The sequence below is a fragment of the Kitasatospora sp. NPDC057940 genome, assembly GCF_042887425.1.
GTDB lineage: Bacteria > Actinomycetota > Actinomycetes > Streptomycetales > Streptomycetaceae > Kitasatospora.
In genome coordinates, this window is record NZ_JBHVPH010000011.1 from 222,428 (window position 1) to 240,779 (window position 18,352).

At 75.7% G+C, this 18,352-nt stretch carries 10 protein-coding genes; 8 read left to right on the top strand and 2 right to left on the bottom strand.

Annotated features, from left to right (window positions below):
* Positions 1 to 29: 29 nt before the first annotated feature.
* A complete protein-coding gene (gene eccD / locus ACFVTF_RS19370; protein WP_387814921.1) occupies positions 30 to 1,379 on the bottom strand; it encodes a type VII secretion integral membrane protein EccD in 1,350 nt (449 codons plus the stop codon).
* A 234-nt stretch (positions 1,380 to 1,613) separates the two neighbouring features.
* Here eccD and eccCa point away from each other — a divergent pair, with 234 nt between their 5' ends.
* The 6 genes from eccCa to ACFVTF_RS19400 all read left to right on the top strand — a co-directional run bounded on the left by eccCa (position 1,614) and on the right by ACFVTF_RS19400 (position 15,262).
* Positions 1,614 to 5,540: a type VII secretion protein EccCa gene (gene eccCa, locus ACFVTF_RS19375; protein WP_387814942.1), complete on the top strand. Its 3,927-nt coding sequence runs from the start codon at positions 1,614 to 1,616 to the stop codon at positions 5,538 to 5,540.
* Complete coding sequence (locus ACFVTF_RS19380; protein WP_387814923.1) at positions 5,537 to 8,332, top strand: hypothetical protein; 2,796 nt, start codon at positions 5,537 to 5,539, stop codon at positions 8,330 to 8,332. Before eccCa ends, ACFVTF_RS19380 begins: the two co-directional genes overlap by 4 nt.
* Before the next feature lie 215 nt (positions 8,333 to 8,547).
* Positions 8,548 to 8,994 carry a hypothetical protein gene (locus tag ACFVTF_RS19385; RefSeq protein ID WP_387814925.1) on the top strand — a complete coding sequence of 149 codons (447 nt, stop codon included), beginning with the start codon at positions 8,548 to 8,550 and terminating at the stop codon, positions 8,992 to 8,994.
* A gap of 67 nt (positions 8,995 to 9,061) precedes the next feature.
* Positions 9,062 to 10,579 carry a hypothetical protein gene (locus ACFVTF_RS19390; RefSeq protein ID WP_387814927.1) on the top strand — a complete coding sequence of 506 codons (1,518 nt, stop codon included), beginning with the start codon at positions 9,062 to 9,064 and terminating at the stop codon, positions 10,577 to 10,579.
* Between the two features lie 97 nt (positions 10,580 to 10,676).
* Positions 10,677 to 14,036, top strand: coding sequence for a right-handed parallel beta-helix repeat-containing protein (locus ACFVTF_RS19395; RefSeq protein WP_387814928.1), 3,360 nt, complete (start codon positions 10,677 to 10,679; stop codon positions 14,034 to 14,036).
* The gene (locus tag ACFVTF_RS19400) at positions 14,033 to 15,262 is read left to right on the top strand and encodes a S8 family serine peptidase (RefSeq protein WP_387814930.1); all 1,230 of its coding nucleotides are present in this window, start codon (positions 14,033 to 14,035) and stop codon (positions 15,260 to 15,262) included. Before ACFVTF_RS19395 ends, ACFVTF_RS19400 begins: the two co-directional genes overlap by 4 nt.
* A 192-nt stretch (positions 15,263 to 15,454) precedes the next feature.
* On the opposite strand, the gene ACFVTF_RS19405 is transcribed toward ACFVTF_RS19400, so the two are convergent.
* The gene (locus tag ACFVTF_RS19405; protein WP_387814932.1) at positions 15,455 to 16,459 is read right to left on the bottom strand and encodes a MinD/ParA family protein; all 1,005 of its coding nucleotides are present in this window, start codon (positions 16,457 to 16,459) and stop codon (positions 15,455 to 15,457) included.
* A 562-nt stretch (positions 16,460 to 17,021) separates the two neighbouring features.
* On the opposite strand from ACFVTF_RS19405, the gene ACFVTF_RS19410 reads away from it, so the two are divergent.
* Together ACFVTF_RS19410 and ACFVTF_RS19415 are read left to right on the top strand one after the other, a co-directional pair.
* Entirely contained in the window at positions 17,022 to 17,372 is a 351-nt protein-coding gene (locus tag ACFVTF_RS19410; protein ID WP_387814934.1) for a hypothetical protein, read from the top strand.
* A 217-nt stretch (positions 17,373 to 17,589) separates the two neighbouring features.
* Positions 17,590 to 18,288: a sigma-70 family RNA polymerase sigma factor gene (locus ACFVTF_RS19415; protein ID WP_371521999.1), complete on the top strand. Its 699-nt coding sequence runs from the start codon at positions 17,590 to 17,592 to the stop codon at positions 18,286 to 18,288.
* The last annotated feature ends 64 nt before the right edge of the window (positions 18,289 to 18,352 follow it).

Sequence of the window (18,352 nt, forward strand, 5' to 3'; positions counted from 1 at the left end):
TCGGGGCCCGCCCCCGGGGTCTTGGCGGCTCAGCCGCCGAGGCCCCGCAGGGTGTGGTAGACGCCGCAGGCCTGGAGGGCGAGCGGGAGCAGGGAGAGGGCGCTGAGGGTGTGCAGGATGTCGGCGATCCGGCCCCAGTAGGGGAGCAGGCGCCGGCCGGGGACCGTCCAGGCGACGACCAGCAGGGCGACGGCCACCGCCAGCAGGCCGCCCAGCAGGCCTAGCCGCTCGGTGGGCGAGGCCGATTCCGCGGCCCGGGAGACCAGCACCAGGCCGCCGTAGACCCCGGGCAGCAGGATGCTCAGCCGCTGGCGGATGCTGCCGACGGCCCGGCCGTGCAGCAGGAGCAGCAGGCTGAGCGCCGTGGCCTCGGCCGGGCCCGCCCATCCGTCGGTGAAGGCGAGGACGGTCAGGCAGGCCGCGCAGACGGCGCCGATCGCCGTGTAGAGGGCCATCAGGTAGTCGTCGGCGATCAGGGCGCGCGGCAGCACGGCGGCGGCCGGGACGGGCTCGATGTTCTCCTGCAGTTCCTCGGCGTTGCGCGGGAGCATCGGCAGCCGCAGCCCGGAGAGCCGGAAGGCGAAGGACGGCACGAAGGCGCCGATCAGGACGGCCACCACCGCGACCACGGCGAGCAGCTTGCCGAGCGTCAGCCCCGCCAGCACCAGCACCCCGGCCAGCACCCCGAGCACGGCGACCAGCACCAGCCCGAGGAAGAGCGGGGCGGCCCCGCCCACCGCCGCCAGGGCCAGCACCGCCGCGCCGGCCCCGGCGGAGGCGGTCGCCAGCACCCGGGCGCCGAGCAGGTCGTCCCCGCCCGGGCCGCTGGGCAGCAGCAGGGCGGCGAGGCCCAGGTACGGGACGGCGGCGGCGCCGAGCGCGGCGCCCGCGCCGGCGTCGGCCATGGCGCGGGAGGCGCTGGCGGCGCCGAGGAGCAGCAGGGCCGCGACGGCCGCCGCGGCGGCCTGGCGCGGGCCGGCCGGGCCGGGCAGGGCGAGCAGCACCCAGGCGGCGGCGAGGGCCGTGAGGGTGACGGCGAGGGCGAGGCGGCGGGTGAGGGCGGGGCGCCAGGTGTCGCCGCGCTCGTTCATGCCGGTGGCCACGCCGTCGACCAGGTCGTCGAAGTGGACCGGCGGCAGGGCCTGGTGGCGCGGGCGCAGGTGGACCGCGTCGCCGTCGTGCAGCTTCAGCGCCTCGGTGCTCTGCTCCTCGTCGAGCGGGTCCTCACCGAGCCGTTGCAGCACCCAGCCGCCGTGCTCCAGCCCGGTCTCGGCGAGGTCCGGGCCGGCGTGGCCGAGGATGGCGGGAAGCAGGTCGCCGAGCGGTACGTCGGCCGGGACGGCCAGCTCGAAGACCACCTCCGGCGCGTGGAACCTCAATCGGCACAGTCCTGCGACGACACTGCTGCTCACGCCAGTCCTCCGGCTCGGTGGTGTTCTCCGCTCGGTTGAACGGGCGGCTCGGCGCGCCGCGTTCAACCGCGGTTGAACCCCGGGTGCCACGCCGTCCGTGAGCCAGAGGGACGGCTGTCGCAGTGAGGAGCCCGTCACAGTGAGGAGCCCTGAGTGAGCGTTGTGCTGGTCACCCGGACGCCCCGGCGCCCGGGGCCCGAGATGCCGGACGGCGAGATCCAGTTGCAGGAGCCGCCGGGTCTGCCGGAGAAGCAGAGCGGCATGGCGAGCGTGATCAGCATGGCCCCGATGGCGCTCGGCTCGCTGTCGATGGTCTTCATGTTCCTGCACCCGGGCGGCGGTGAGGGCGGCGGTGGCGCGCTCAGCTACCTCGCGATGGGGATGATGGCGCTGTCCGCCGTCGGCATGCTGGTCACCCAGCTGATCCGCGGCTCCAGCGACCGCAAGCAGCAGCTGCGCGGCGAGCGCCGCGACTACCTGCGCTACCTCTCCCAGGTGCGCCGCCAGGTGCGGCGTTCGGTCGACGCCCAGCGGCAGGCGCTGGCCTGGCGGCACCCGGCCCCGGACGAGCTGTGGTCGCTGGTGGGCACCACCCGGCTGTGGGAGCGACGGGCCGCCCACCCGGACTTCAGCGACGTCCGGATCGCGGTCGGCGCCCAGCGCCTGGCCACCCCGCTCGCCCCGCTGGCCACCAAGCCGGTCGAGGACCTGGAGCCGCTGTGCGCGCACGCGCTGCGCCGCTTCATCCACGCCTACGGAACCGTCGCCGACCAGCCGATGGCGATCCACCTGCGCGGCTTCGCCCAACTGCTGCTGCGGGCCGAGGACCCGGAGGCCGCCCGCGCCCTGGTGCGGGCCGTGCTCGCCCAACTCGCCGTCGTGCACGGCCCGGACGAGCTGCGCATCGCCGTCGTCACCGACGCCGAGCGGCGCACCTCCTGGGACTGGGCCAAGTGGCTGCCGCACGCCCTGCACCCGACCGACACCGACGGCGCCGGTCCGGTCCGGCTGGTCGCCGGCAGCCTCGGCGAGGTCGAGCAGCTGCTGGGCGAGGAGTTCACCAGCCGCCCGGGCTTCGAACCGGACGCCGTGCCCAACCGGGACGAGCCCTTCACCGTCCTGGTGCTCGACGGCCCCGGCGCCCACACCGGCAGCCGTGCCGCGCTCACCGGCTACCGCAACGCCGTCCTGATCGACCTGTCCGACAGCCTGGAGTGGCGCGCCGCCCGCACCACCCTGCGGCTGCGGATCGACGACGGACGGCTCGCGATGATCGGCGCCGACCGCAACCGCAAGGACGTCGTCACCGACCTCGGCCGCCCCGACTCGCTCGCCGTGCCCGCCGCGACCCGCCTCGCCGCGTTGCTCGCCCGCTACCGCATCGCCGACGGCGTGGACGTCGCCGAGCCGCTCGCCACGGACTTCGACCTGACCGCCCTGCTCGGCATCCCCGACCTGAACACCCTGGACGTCGAGGCGCTCTGGGGCCAGCGCGGCATCGCCCAGCGGCTGCGCGTCCCGCTCGGGCTCGGCCCGGACGGCCGCCCGGTCGACCTCGACCTGAAGGAGTCCGCGCAGGGCGGCATGGGCCCGCACGGCATGCTGATCGGCGCCACCGGCTCCGGCAAGTCCGAACTGCTGCGCACCCTGGTGATGGCGCTCGCCGTCACCCACTCCTCCGAGGTGCTCAACTTCGTCCTGGTCGACTTCAAGGGCGGCGCGACCTTCCTCGGCCTGGACGGCCTGCCGCACACATCCGCCGTGATCACCAACCTGGCCGACGAGGCCGCGCTGGTCGACCGCATGCGCGACGCCCTGCACGGCGAACTCATCCGCCGCCAGGAGCTGCTGCGCGAGGCCGGCTACGCCTCGCTGCTGGACTACGAGACGGCGCGCGCCGGCGGCGCCGCGCTGCGCCCGATGCCCACGCTCTTCGTCGTCGTCGACGAGTTCAGCGAACTGCTGTCCGCGCACCGGGACTTCATGGAACTCTTCGTGATGATCGGCCGGCTCGGCCGCTCGCTCGGCGTCCACCTGCTGCTCGCCTCCCAGCGCCTCGACGAGGGCCGGATGAGCGCGCTGGAGTCCCACCTGTCCTACCGGATCGGCCTGCGCACCTTCTCCGCGATGGAGAGCCGCGGCGTCCTCGGCGTCCCCGACGCCTACCAGCTGCCCTCCCAGCCCGGCAACGGCTTCCTGCGCAGCGACATCTCCACCCTCACCCGGTTCAAGGCCGCCTACGTCTCCGGGCCGTACCGGCCCAAGCGCCGGTCCTCCCAGCAGGCCGCCCTCGCCGGGCAGGTCGTCTCCTACGGCACCGACTACGTGCTGCCGCGTCACCTCCCGGTGGCCGCGGCCGAGCCCGAGGAGGAGCAGGCGTCCGACGGCTCGCTGCTGGAGGTCGCCGCCGGCCGGCTGCGCGACGCCGGACCGCCCGCCCACCGGGTCTGGCTGCCGCCCCTGGACGTCCCGCCCACCCTCGACGAGTTGCTGCCGCCGCTCGTCCCGCACCCCGACCGCGGCCTCACCACCGAGGACGAGCGCTCCCACGGCTCGCTCGGCCTGCCGGTCGGCATCGTCGACCGCCCCTTCCAGCAACTGCGCGACCTGCTCACCGCCGACCTGGCCGGCGCCGGCGGGCACGTCGGCATCGCCGGTGCCCCGCAGAGCGGCAAGAGCACCATGCTGCGCACCCTGATCACCGGCCTCGCCCTCACCCACACCCCGCGCGAAGTCCAGTTCTACTGCCTGGACTTCGGCGGCGGCACGCTCTCCGCCCTGCGCGGGCTGCCGCACCTCGGCGGCGTCACCGGTCGGCACGACGGCGAACGGGTGCTGCGCACCGTCGCCGAGGTCAACGGCATCATCACCCGCCGCGAGCAGTACTTCGCCGAACTCGGCATCGACTCCATCGGGTCCTTCCGCCGCCGCAAGGCCGCCGGGGAACTGCCCGACGACCCGCACGGCGACGTCTTCCTCGTCATCGACGGCTGGAACACCCTGCGCCAGGAGTTCAGCGACCTCCTCCAGCCGCTCACCCTGATCTCCCAGCGCGGCCTCAACTACGGCGTCCACCTGGTCGTCGCCACCACCCGCTGGGGCGAGATCAGCGGCGGCCTGCGCGACCAGCTCCAGACCCGCTTCGAACTGCGGCTCGGCGACTCCGTCGACTCCGTCATCAACATGCGCGCGGCCGCCAAGGTCCCCAAGCTGCCCGGCCGCGGCCTCACCGACGAGCAGCTGCACTTCCTCACCGCCCTGCCCCGGATCGACGGCTCCGGCAACACCGACGACCTCGGCGACGGTGTCGCCGACCTGGTCGACGCGGTCGCCGCCCACTGGACCGGCCCACGGGCCCCCGAGGTCCGGATGCTCCCGCTCACCCTCGACGCCGCCGGACTCCCCGCCCCCGAGGGCCGGCTGCGCGTCCCGATCGGCCTGGAGGACACCGAGGTCTCGCCGCTGTGGCACGACTTCGAGGAGAACCCGCACTTGCTGGTCGTCGGCGACAGCGAATCCGGCAAGACCAACCTGCTGCGGCTCATGATCAACGCCATCACCTCCGCCTACACCCCCGCCGAGGCGCGGATCATGCTGGTCGACTACCGGCGCGGCCTGTTCGACGCGGTGCCCCAGGAGTACCAGCTCGGTTACGCGGTGGCCGTCGACAAGCTCCGTCAGATCGTCGACGGCGCCTCGCGCGCCATGAAGAACCGCATCCCGCCCGCGGACATCACCCCCGCCCGGCTCAGGCTGCGCGACTGGTGGACCGGGCCCGAACTGTTCATCCTCGTCGACGACTACGACCTGGTCGGCTCCACCAGCGGCGCCCACCCCTTCGCGGCCCTGCTCGAAGACCTCGCCCAGGGTGCCGAGATCGGCCTGCACCTGGTCGTCGCGCGCGGCGCCAACGGTGTCGGGCGAGCCCTCGGCGACCCGCTGATGCGCAAGCTCCAGGAGGTCAACTCGCCCTCCCTGCTGCTCTCCTGCCCGCCCTCGGAGGGGTACCTGTTCGGCAACGTCAAGCCCCGGCAGTTCCCCGCCGGGCGCGGCCTCTACATCACCCGGCGACGCACCGTCCAGGTGCAGACCGGGCACGTGGCGGACGAACCGGAGGCCGGCCGGTGACCGCCTCCACGCTGCGGGCGCTCGGCCCGCACTACGTCATCGCGCCGCCCGGCGCGGAGGCCGCCGGACTGGCCGAAGCCCTCGCGCCCGTCCGGGCCGAACCCCGCTCGCTGCTGCTGCTGGCCGCCGCCGCGGACGCCGCGCCCGTCCTGCTCGCCTCGCTCGACGACCTCGTACGGGCGGCGGGTGAGCGCGACGCCGACGTGCTGGTGCTCGCCGCCTCGGGACTCGCCGCGATCGGGCCGGACGGAAGGCGGCCCGCCGAACTGCTCGCCGCCCGCTCCGGGCTGACGATCGTCGCGCCCGACGCGATGGTCAGCATCGAGCCGGACGGAACGCTGTCGGCCCCGGACGGCTCCTGGTGGCGCTGCCCGCCGGGCGGCGCCCAGCTCCGGGCCGAACCGCTCGGCGCGCGGTGGCCCGCCGCGGCCGCCATCACCCCGCTGACGCGCGATGCGTACTGGGTCACCGAAATCGCGGGCCGGGCGCGGCCCGCGGCGCTGGACCACGCGGCCGCGACCGACGGCGGACTGCTGCTCGTCCTCGGCGAACCGGCCGGGCGGCTGCCCACCGGGGCGCAACTCGCCAACGCCGCCTCGCTGCTGCTCGGGACGGTCGCGGAGGACGCGCGCCTCACCCTGAGCGCGCCGTGGGCCGCGCCGGTCGAGCTGATCGAACTCGCTGCGGTCGCGGCGGCCTCGCTGGGGCGGGAGGTCCGGGCGGCGGTCGGCCTGCCGGTACGGGGCGCGGCCGGGCTGCGCCACGTCCACCTCGCCACGGACGGCACCGAAGGGTGGGAGCCCTACCTCACCGAACTGGTCGCCTGCCCGACCGAGCGCACCGTCACGGCCGTCGGCTGGCGCAGCCGGCCCGACCTGCCCGCCGCCCCCGGGCCCGCGCGCTACCCGGCCTTCCCCGGCTGGGAACTGGAAGCCGTCGCGGCCGGACTCTGGCTCCGCCCGGCTGCCACCGGGGACCGCGGCCCCCGACTTAGGCGGCCCGACCCGGCCGGCCCCGCCCTGGTCGTCGGGTCCCCGGGACGCCCCGTCCCCGAGACACTCTGGGACCACCTCGGGGCCGTCCTCGGCTCGCTCCCGCCGGCGCCCGCGCGCCTCGCCCTCACCGTCGCCGGGACGCTGGACGTCGAATCCGGGGCGGTCGGGCGTTTTTGCGCGCGGCTGTACGGGCTCGACTGGGTCGGACCCGCCGCTGCGTCGGCTGCCGTGGCGGCGCCCGGCCCGGAGGCGGCGCCCGCGGTTGCGGCGGAGCCCGTAGCGGTACCTGAGCCCGCGTCGGTGGAGCTCGGAGCGTCGGCGGAGGCGGACCCGGCGCCGCTACCGGTGTCGACCGAGCCCGGGGCGCCGGAGCCGGTGGCCGCGACCGGTCCGGTGGCCGTGACCGGTCCGGTGTTCGAGATCGAGACGGAGGTCGGGACCGGGGCGGAGACCGGGACAGAGGCCTCGGCTGAGGCCGAGGCCGGGATTGGGACGGAGACGGAGACGGAGGCCGGGATCGAGACGGATCCGGTGGCCGTACCGGTCCCCATGGCCACGATGGGGGTCTTCGGCGGAGAGCCCGGGGAACGCCCCGCTTCCCCTCCCGTCCCTGAGCCCACCCCCGAGCCCGCCCCCGGGCCGACTGCGGCCGTGGTGGGCGACACCGGCACGACGGTGGCCCCGGACGCAGGCCTCGGCCCGGCCGTGGAGCCGGGGGGCAGCGTCGCACCCGGGGGAGGAGAGCAGGCGTCGCCCGACGGGGAGGCCGGCTCCGGGCCCGCGCCGGCAGCGGCTTCGGAGGACATTCCCGCAGCGGAGGAGGTGCCAGCCCCTGCCCCTGCCCCGGCACTCGACCCTGAGCCCGTGCCCGTGGCCGTGCCCACGGAGGCCGCCGTGACCGCCGAGCCCACGGAGCCGCCGGGAACCACGGCGGGCCAGGCCGGGGCACACCCGACGCCCGAACCCGCGGCCGGCTCCACGTCAGAGCAGGCCCCGGGACCGGCCCCCGAGCAAGCCCCCGAGCAAGCTCCGGCGCAGCCGACCGCCCCCTCCTCGGACCTGGTCGAGCTCTCCACCCCCGCCGAGGACCGCGCGGCCCTGGTCGCCCTCCTCGGGCCTGCCTACCAGCGCTTCGTCCGGCGGGCCGAGGACGTCGCGACCCGTCTGCCCGGCCTGCGCGCCCGGGTCGACGAGGGCGATCCGCGGCCCGAACTGGTCGCCGTGCTGCTCCACCACACCGACTCGACCGTCCTCGCCGAGCGCGCCGAGCTCCGCGCCGCGGCGCGGTCGGGCGCCCCGGGCCCGTTCGGCCCGTACCTGCGCTGCCTCGCGGCCGGGCTCCGGCGGCTGCCCAGCCACTACGGAGGCGTGCTGGTGGCGGGCCCGGTCGAGTCGGCCGACCTGGCCGCCTACACCCCGGGAACCGTGCTCACCGAGCGGGCCCCGGTCAGCGGCCTGGCGGCGCCGGGCGCGGACTTCGGCGAGGACGTCGGGGTGGAGTTCGCCATCTGGTCCGTCGGTGGCCGCCGCAGCTCGGTCTTCGGCGAGCCGGGCGACCAGCCGACCGTGATCTTCGCCCCGGGGACGGAGTTCGAGGTGGTGGACGTCGACCTTCCGGACGAGACGACCGGGCGTCCGGCCCGCGTGCTGCTCCACGAGATCGGCGGCGTCCGCCCGCGCCCCGACCGCCTGCGCAGCTGGCTGGCCCGGCGCGACGCCGTCGCTCCCGCCGACCGGATCCGCCCCGCCGACCCGGCCCGCTACCTCCTGGACCTCGGTGGCGCGGCCGGCCGGTGACGTCCTGTGGGGCCGGGCGGCCGCGTCCTGGCGCGGATCACCTGGTCCGAGGCGCGGCACCGGCGCCCCTCCCGCTCTCCCCGGCCGGTGGTGGGCCCCGGCCCCGCCCCGGCCGGTCGAGCTGTCGGCCGACGAACCGGCACCCGCGATGAACCCGGGGCGGCCTTCCGTCCGTCGGACGAAGCGTAGGGGCGAACCGGCGGGAGGAGTGCGGGATGAGCGGGACCAGCGGGACGAAGCGGGACGACTTCCGGTTGGCGTCGGTGTTCGACGCCGTGGACCCGGTGACGGGGCCGGGCTTCGGGCCGGACCGGCCGAGGATCGAGGATCGCGCGGAGCGCGAGGCACTCGTCGGCTACCTGCGGGCGGGCGCGGCCGTGCTGCTGACGCCGATGCTGATGGACGACGTGGTGGACCGGCAGCGGCGCTCCACCGTCCCGATGGGCTTCCGTACCGACGGGTCCTGGATCTGGACCGACACCGTGACGTACTACCTGGAGGAGTACGGGCTGGCGCCCGACCCGGAGCTGCTCGCTCACGTCCGCGCGCAGGGCGACGGTCCGTGGGCGGTGCCGGACGCGGCGGTGCTGGAGCGGGCGGTGTCCTTCGTCCTGACTCCGCCGGACTCCGAGGAGGAGCCGGTCTGGACGGTCGGCTCGTAGCGGCTGAACCGGTTCGGCCACTCCGTCCGTACCTCCCCACAGGAGTGTCGTCGAGTGCAGGGGATGCATGGTGGCCGAGGAGAAGCGCGGCGAGGCGGGGCGGACGAGCGCCGGGTTCCAGCTCCCGGAGGTGAACTGGGCCCTGGCGGCGGAGGTCGAACCGTCGGAGGGTACGTCGTCGGAGGCTGCCTCGGAGGGAACGGCTCCGGAGGGAGCCGCCTCGGCGAAGGGTGAAGCGGCGGAGCCGGGTTCCGGCGCCGCGACCGCGGTGCTGCCCGCGCAGCCGGAGCGCGAGCAGCCGGTTGCACCTCCCGCCGTCCCGCCCGTGCCCGCACCTGCCACGGCCACGACGACCGCAGCGCCCGCCACCGCAGCACCCACCGCCGCCGGGACGCCCGAGGCGGTGGCCGCCGCGAGCGTCGCCGAGCCCTCCACCGACACCGGCACCGACCAGGGCCCCCGGCCGGGCCGGGTCTCCCGCCCGATGATCGCGGCGGCCGTCGCCGTCGGCCTGGTGCTGGTGGGCACTTCCGTGGTGGTGACCCAGCTCGGCGGCAACGAGCACAAGGGCGGCCCGGCCCAGGCAGACGCCCCGCCCGGATACGGGCAGAGCGGTGGGGACGGCGGCAACGGCTTCGTCCCGAACTTCGACGAGCACGGTGGTACCAGCGGCTCCGGCGGCACCCCTGCCCCCGGTCAGCCCGACGCGGCGGTCCCGGCCGCGGACGCCGGCACGGGCACGCCAGCCCCTGCTGACCAGCCGGCCTCGGCCCCGAACGGCACCGGAAGCAGCGGAGGCGCGGGAGGCACTGCCGCTCGATCCGGCGGAGCCGCCAACTCCGGTGGTGGCAACGCGAGTTCGACCACCGCTCCGGGTCGCGCCCAGGGCGGTTCCGGCTCTGGTTCCGGCTCTGGCTCGGGTTCCGGTTCCGGTGGCGCCGCCGCTGCCGCCGCAGGTGGCGCGGCGGGGAGCGCGGCCGGTGGCGCCGCCAACCCGGCCCCGCAGAACCCCGCGCCGCAGCAGCCGGCCCCGCAGAACCCCGCGCCGCAGCAGCCCGCTTCCCAGCAGCCCGCGCCGCCGCCGCCCCCGCAGAAGGCCGCGCCCACCGTCGTGGTCACCGGCCCGTACTGCGGCAACAAGGGCGGCGCGTACAGCCAGAAGGGCTGGTTCGACCAGGGTGACTCCGGCTGGCGGAGCAACTCCGGCGGCTGGAGCGGCGACGGCTGCAACGGGACGTACACGTCGGTGCCGATGTCCGGGGACGGCAAGGACGACAAGAACTCGGTGGTGTGGACCTTCACCCTGGACAAGGTCACCAGCTGCACCCTGGACGTCTACATTCCGGCCAGCGGGGACGTGAAGAAGGTCGGCGGGAACCCGACCTACTACACCGTGCAGAGCGGCAGCGGATCGAGCGACTTCAAGATCAACCAGACCGGCAACCAGGGCCGTTGGGTCGGCGAGGGCACCTTCCAGTACCGCGGCTCGCTGTCCGTCACCCTGCACACCCGCGGCCAGGACTGGGGAGCCACGAACCTCGCCCACCACGCCGCCAGCGCCATGCGCGTCACCTGCACGCCCTGACCCGGTCCTCCTCGACCCTGACCCGATCCTCCGACCCTGGCCTGGTCCTCCGAGCAGGTCACGAACGAACGCCCCACGACGAAGGGAACCCCCAGGCATGTCGCGCCCGGTGCTGACGGTCTGCGCGGAGCAGCGGGAACGCGGCTCCTACCGCACGATCGGCGAAGCCCTCCAGGCGGCCCGCAGCGGCGCGGTGATCTCCGTACGGCCCGGCCGGTACGAGGAGAACCTGGTGCTCACCAAGGTGGTGACCATCACCGCCGAGGACGTCCGGGGCAGTGTGCGGATCAGTCCGCGCCGCGGCTCGGTGGTCCAGGTCCTGGCCGAGGCCGTCCAGTTGACCGGCCTGGTGATCCAGGGGCAGGACGACGACCTGCCCGCCGTCGACGTCCCGCGCGGCCAGCTCGCCCTGCAGGACTGCGAAGTGATCGGCAACGCCTGGACGGCCGTCCTCACCCGCCAGCAGGGCGAACTCGCCATGCGCGGCTGCCGGGTGGTCAACACCGCGGGCGCCGGACTGGTCGAGACCTCCACCGGCGCCAGCGTCATCGAGGACAGCGTCATCGAACACCTCGGCACCTCCGCCCTGGTGATCGGCGAGCGGGCCAACCCCACCGTGCGGCGCTGCGTCCTGCGCGACGCGCGCGGCAACGGCATCTGCGCCAACGGGGAGGCGCGCGGAGTCATCGAGGACTGCGAGATCTCCGCCACCGACAAACCCGCCGTGGCCCTGGAGGAGCAGAGCACCACCCGCCTGCTGCGGACCGAGGTCCGCGACAGCGCGGTCGGCGTCTTCCTCGGCTCCACCGCCCGGGTGGTGCTGGAGGACTGCACCGTCACCGCCGTGCGCGGCCACGGCTACGTCCTCACCAACGGCACGGACCCCCTGCTGCGCCGCTGCCGCGCCGTCCGCAGCCAGGGCCACGGCCTGCACATCGCCGGCCGTGCCCGCGGCACCTTCGAGGACTGCGAGGTCACCGCCGCCGCGCAGGCCGGCATCCACGTCGACGAATCGGCCAGCCCCAGTCTGGTGCGGGCCGTGGTGCGCGACAGCGAGACCGACGGCGTCGACCTCACGGGGGAGAGCGCCGCCGAGTTCGACCGCCTGGAGGTGCGCGACGCGGCCGGCGCCGGCATCGTCATCCGTGACGGCGCCAACCCGCTGCTGCGCCGCACCACCGTCACCGACGCCGGTGGCCACGGCGTCGAGGTGGTGCGGGACGGGCGCGGCCGGATCGAGGACGCCACCGTGCTCGACGCGGGCAAGAACGGCATCCGGATCGCCGACGGCGCCAACACCTACCTCGGCGGCAGCCTCGTGCGCGGCAGCAAGGCCTGCGGCATCTCGATCGGCGCCGAGGGCATCGCCACCCTGCGCGACGTCGAGTCCGCCGACAACGCGTTCGACGGCGCGAGCGTCGAACACGGCGGCGAACTCACCGCGACCAGGACCAGGCTGCGGGCCAACCGCCGCCACGGGCTCCACCTGCTGCCCGGCGCCCGCGCCACCCTCACCGGCTGCCAGCTGACCGACAACACCGTGGACGGCCTGCGCTCGGAGTCCGCCGAACCCGTCCGGCTCACCGACTGCGTCACCGCCGAGAACCAGGGCGCCGGGCTGCGGCAGAGCGAGCCCACCGACCGGCTCGCCGTCGAGAACCTCGACAGCCGGGACAACCGCTCGCCCGACGCGCACGGCACGGTCACCGCCGCGGCGACCGCCGCCGGGGACGAGGGCGAGTCCGCCGACGGCACCCCGCAGGAGGCCCCCGCCGCTCCCGGCCCGCAGGGCCCGCAGGCCGTCCTGCAGACCCTGGTCGGGCTGGAGGGCGTCAAGGAGCAGGTCGCCACCCTGGTCAACCTCAACAAGCTGGCCCGGCGCCGCGAACAGGCCGGGCTGCCCTCCCTCCCGATGAGCCGCCACCTGGTGTTCGCCGGCCCGCCCGGCACCGGCAAGACCACCGTCGCCCGGCTCTACGGCGCCATCCTCGCCGAACTCGGTGTGCTGCGCAGCGGCCACCTGGTCGAGGTCGCCCGCGCCGACCTCGTCGCCTCGATCATCGGCGGCACCGCGCTCAAGACCACCGAGGTCGTCATGGAGGCGCTCGGCGGCGTGCTCTTCATCGACGAGGCGTACACCCTGTCGGCCGGCTCCGGCGGGACCGGACCGGACTTCGGCCGCGAGGCCATCGACACCATCGTCAAGCTGATGGAGGACCACCGCGAGGACCTGGTGGTGATCGTCGCCGGGTACGAGAACGAGATCCGCGACTTCCTGGCCTCCAACCCGGGCCTCGCGTCGCGGTTCAGCCGCACCGTCGAGTTCCAGAACTACAGCGTCGACGAACTCACCACCATCGTCGAACACGCCGCCGGGGGCCACGGCTACGAGCTCGCCGACGGCACCCGCGAGGCCCTCGCCGTCCACTTCGACCGGATGCCCAAGGGCGCCGACTTCGGCAACGGCCGCGCCGCCCGCAAGGTCTTCGAGGAGATGGTCGACCGCCAGGCCTCCCGGCTCGCCGAACTGGAGGACTTCGACAACGCCGACCTCAGCCGCCTGCTCCCCGCCGACGTCGGCGAGCAGGCCGCCGCCGCCGTCGCCCGCGCCGCTGCCGGAGCCGACCAGCCCGAGGAGCCCGGACTGCTCGACCGGCTGCGTGGCATGGTCGGCCTCGCCGCCGCCAAGGAGCAGGTCGAGGACCTGGTCAACCTGACCCGGCAGACCCGCCGCCGCGTCGAGGCCGGACTGCCCGCCGCCACCATCAGCCACCACCTGGTCTTCTCCGGCCCGCCCGGCACCGGCAAGACCACCATCGCCCGGCTCTACGGCGAACTCCTCGCCGAACTCGACGTCCTGCCGGCCGGTCAGCTCATCGAGACCGCCCGCGCCGACCTCGTCGGCCGCTACATCGGCCACACCGCGCAGCTCACCCGCGACGCCTTCGAACGCGCCCGCGGCGGCGTGCTCTTCATCGACGAGGCCTACACCCTGACGCCCCGCAACGGCACCGGCGGCGACTTCGGCCAGGAGGCCGTCGACACCCTGATGAAGCTGATGGAGGACCACCGCGACGAGGTCGTGGTGATCGTGGCCGGCTACCAGGAGGAGATGCGCGGCTTCCTCTCCTCCAACCCCGGCTTGGCCTCCCGCTTCTCCCGCGAGATCACCTTCGACCACTACGCGGACGACGAACTCGTCACCATCGTCCGCCTCCAGGCGGAGACCGCCGGGTACAACTGCACCCCGGAGACGCTGGCGGCGCTCGGCGAACTCTTCGCCGCCGTCCCGCGCGACCGGTCCTTCGGGAACGGGCGCTTCGCCCGGCAGGTGCTGGAGTCGATGATCACCAGGCAGGCCGGTCGGCTCTCCCGGCTGGAGGTGGCGGACCTGGACGAACTCAGCCTGCTGCTGCCCCAGGACATCCCGGCCGGGCGGATCGGCAGCCTCGCGTGAGGACGGCAGCCGCCCTTCTCGCCGTCGGCCTGCTGCTCCCGACGGCGGGTACGGCCCTGGCCGACACCCCCGCCGGCGACGACAGCCTCCCGGGCGTCACCCAACTGCGACGCGACGCGTCCGGGAAGCCGGCCGGCTGCCTGCCCCCGTCCACCAAGCGCACGCCGCTCACGCCCTGGCCCCAGACCTTCCTGCGCCCCGACCGGGTCTGGCCGCTCAGCCAGGGTGACGGCGTCACCGTCGCCGTCCTCGGCTCCGGCGTGACCGACGGCACCGGCCTGCTCGCCGGCCGCCTCGACTACGCCCCCAAACTCACCGGAGGCGGTGACCCCGCCCGCGACTGCGTCGGCCACGGCACGTTCCTGGCCGGCCTGATCGCCGCCGACCGCCGCGACGGGACGGGCTTCGCCGGACTCGCCCCACGGGCCCGGATCCTCGCCGTCTCGGTCACCGACGACGGCGGTGCCACGACGGCGGACCTGCTCGCCCAGGGGATCACGGCGGCGAGCGAGCGGGGAGCGCGGATCATCGCGGTCGGGGCGGCGTTGCCGGCCGGCAACGACGCGCTCGCCGGGGCGGTGCGGGCGGCCCGGAGCAAGGGGGCGGTCATCGTGGCGCCTGCGGCCCCCGACGTCCAGCCCGGCTCGGGGAAACCCGGACCGGCCTATCCGGCCGCCTACGGCGAGGTCCTCGCCGTCCGCGACCTCGCCCCCGGCGGCGCCCTCCCCTCGGGCGCCGGAGCCGTCCCGATCGGCGGCCGGGTCGACCTCGCCGCTCCGGGCGGCGCCGTCACCGGCACCGGCCCGGCCCCCGGCGGCAACTACACCGGCGCCGGGCCGAGCTTCGCCGCCGCCTTCGTCGCCGCCACCGCCGCCCTCGCCCTCGGCAGCCACCCGGACCTCACCGCCGACCAGTTGATCCGGCGCCTGGAGACCACCGCCTACCACACCGTCACCACCCCCGACCCGCAGGTCGGCTACGGCACCATCGACCCCGTCGCCGCCGTGACCCAGCTCGCGGTCCCCGACCAGGCGCCCCCCGCCGCGACACCGGCCACCCTCGCCATGCCCGCCGCTCCACCCACCTCCACCGCCCCCACCCAGGCCGTGACGATCTCCCTGGCCGCACTGGCCGTCATCGCCCTCGTGGCCGCCGCCAGCGCCGTCACGCCGCGTGCCCGTGCCCGCGGCTGGCGCCCGGGGAGGGCGGAGGACGGCCAGGCGTGAGAGGACCGGCCAGGCCGTCCTCCCGCTGCACCGTCGCGCTGCTCCCTCGGGCGTGGGCGCCGCGCCCTCGCCCGCCGGGCTCCTGGTGGCCCCGGCGCTCGTAGCCGCTCTCCGGGCGGGGGTGCCCGCTTTCTCGTCCCGTGACGCACGTCCCCGAGGCCGCCCGCCCGTTCTCCCGGTGGGGACGCGGCGTCAGGCGGTGTGGCGGATGGCCAGGGCGTCGCCGACGAGGGCGGCGAGTTCGAGGTAGGCGAGGTGGGCGTGGGGGCGGCGCCGACCGGGGGTGCCCGGGGTGTGCGCGGGGAGGAGGACGACGTCGCGGCAGAGGGTGCGGAAGTGGGCGAGGAGCTGGCGGTCGGCGACGGGGCGCTCGGTGGGCGGGCTGGGGACGAAGACGACGGTGCCGCCGCGGACGAGGCCGCCGTGGCCTCGGGAGGTCAGGTGGTCGATCAGCGCTGAGGCGTTGCGGGCCCCGTCGGCGGAGGCGTGTTCGCAGATGACCAGTTGGTCGGCGAGTTCGACGGCCGTGAGCTGGACGTCGCCCGCGGCGGCCGTGGTGTCGCTGAGGATCATCGGGTAGCGGCCGCTGAGGTCGGTCAGGGTGTCCCGGAACGCGGGGCCCGGAGTGTCCGGGCGGACGGCGAGGATGTCGAGCCGGCCGGCCGCGCTCCGGTCGAGGATCCGCCGGTCGGCGTGTGAGACGCGGGAGGCGTCGGCGAGGTCGAGGACGATCACCGGGTCGGGCCGGTGCTGCGCCAGGAGGGCGCCGAGCGTGACCGGGACGCCCTCGGCGGGCCTGCCCAGAAGCGCGATGCGGTGGCAGCTGCGCAGCGGGGTCCGGATCCGCTCCACGAGGCGGCGGCGCCGGGCCTCCGTGCCGCCGCCGAAGGGCAGTCGCAGGGCGCGCGGGTGGGCCGCCCGGTCCTGGCGCGCTGCGGGGGCCGTGGCCGGGGACGGCGTGGGTACCGCGAGCAGGGCGGCGGGGGTGGGGCCGCCGGGCGGTGCGGGCGGTTGCGCCTGCGGCGCCGGTGCGCGGGTGAACAGCCGCCGTTCGGAGGGCGGGATCAGAACGGTGCCGAGCGGGTCGAGGGGCTGCCGGGGGAGCAGCGGGACGGGCTCGGGCCAGGCAGCGGGTGTGTAGTCGGGCCGTTCCGGGGCGGCGGCTCCGTCGTCGGGGGTGCCGTCGGAGAAAGCCATCGGGTGACCTCCTGGTTCACGGTGCGCCGGGCCGGACCGTCGGTGCGTTCAGTCGGGACTACGGGCGAAGGGCCCGTTCCGGTTCAACGCGCGTCACCCTGCGGATCGGTGAACCGCCCCCGGTGGAAGGTCCGTTGAGCGGGACAGGGCGCACCTCGCGTTCCTCGTCCCGCTCGGAGGAGCTCATGCGCGCCACCAGGAACCGCGCCGTCGCGACGGCCGGTCCGCCGTCGTCGGTCGGTCCTCCGGCCGGCGCGACCGGCGCCACCGGCGGCCCGGCCTCGACGGCGGTCTGGGGCGGGGCCGGTGTCGTGGTGCGGGGTGGACGCCCGCCGGGTGGGCGCGGTGTTGCCGGAGCACGGTGGCCCGGCCTGGCGGCTCGTCGCCGGCCGAACCGGTGTGCAGGCGGCAGCTGAGCGGCAGCTGCCCGGCCGTACCGGAAAACCCTCTGCTGGACCGGCTGTCAGTAGATACCGTCTTCGGATGGCACTCGATGCGGAACGAGTGCCATGCAGGAGCAGCCGGCGTGACTCCCGTGGGACGGGATGGGGGAGGGACAACGATGGATCCGGACGGGCCGGACGTGCGCGAGGTCGTCGCGGCGCTGGTACGGCAGGAGGAACCGAGCAGGCCCGGGCCGCCTGCGCTGGTGGTGCCCGAGGGCACGGCGGAGGAGGTGACCGCCGCCGCCCGGCGGCTCGCGCTGCTGGCGCTGCCGACCGAGCGGCGGCGGCCGGAGCCCGCACCGGGGCTGCGGGAGCTGGCGGCGGCGCTGGTGGTCGACGAGCACCCCTCGGCACCGGCCTGGTCGGCGGTGGAGCGGGAGCAGCTGGCGACCTGGGTCGCGGTGCTGATCGAGCACCGGGGGGAGGACGGGGTCCAGGAGCTGGTACGCGTGCTCAACGAGGCCTGAGGGAAGGCCTGGTGGCCATGGGACGGTCGGGAGATGGCCGCCAGATGGCCGACAGGTGTCCGTGCGGAGTCCTGGCCTGCGGCCCGGCCGTGCGGGGCCGGGGCGTTGGCGGATCGTTGGTGCGGCCTTGGCGGCTGCGGGCAGTCTGCTGCTTGTAGCCGCCGGGGAAGCCCGGTCGGTGTGTCGCCCTGCCCTTGCCCGATCTGAGAGGCCGCGCGTGTCGAAGCAGCCCGTCGCCCAGCCCACGTCCGTCGCCCAGCCGCCCGTCGGCCCGCCGGCCGGCACGGACCCGTCGGCCACCACGGGATCCGCCCCCGCACCCGGCACGCCGAAGGCGGCCCGCCCCACCCTCGACCCGGACACGCTCGCCGAGATCCACCGGCTGCACGGCGGCTACCTGCTGCGTGCGCTGCTGCGCGCCACCGGCGGCGACCGGGGCAAGGCCGAGGACATCCTCCAGGAGACGCTGCTGCGTGCCTGGCAGCACCCCGAGGCGCTGGCGGCCGGGGCCGAGCAGAGCCGCCCCTGGCTGTTCACGGTGGCCCGGCGGATCGCGATCGACCACTACCGGATGGCCGCCGCCCGCGCCAAGGAGGTGATCGGCGAGCCGCTGGAGGACCGTCCGCTCGCCGAGGACCCGTACGAGCAGGTGGTCGTCGCCCGGGACATCGCGCTGGCCCTGCGCCGGGTGCAGAAGCACCACCGCGAGGTGCTGGTCGAACTGCACCTGCGGGACCGCTCGGTGGTGGAGGCGGCGGCCCGGCTCGGGGTGCCGCCGGGGACGGTCAAGTCCCGCAATTTCTACGCGATCCGGGCGCTGCGCCCGGTCCTCGCGGCGGAGCACGGCTACGGCCCGGTCGACGGCCGCGGCCAGGCGGCCGCGCTCGACCGCCCGGGTGCCGCCGTCTCCCGCTGACCGCTGACTGCTGACCGCTGACGGCTGACCGGCTCCCCCGGGCGGGGCCCCCCGCGGCGCGGGG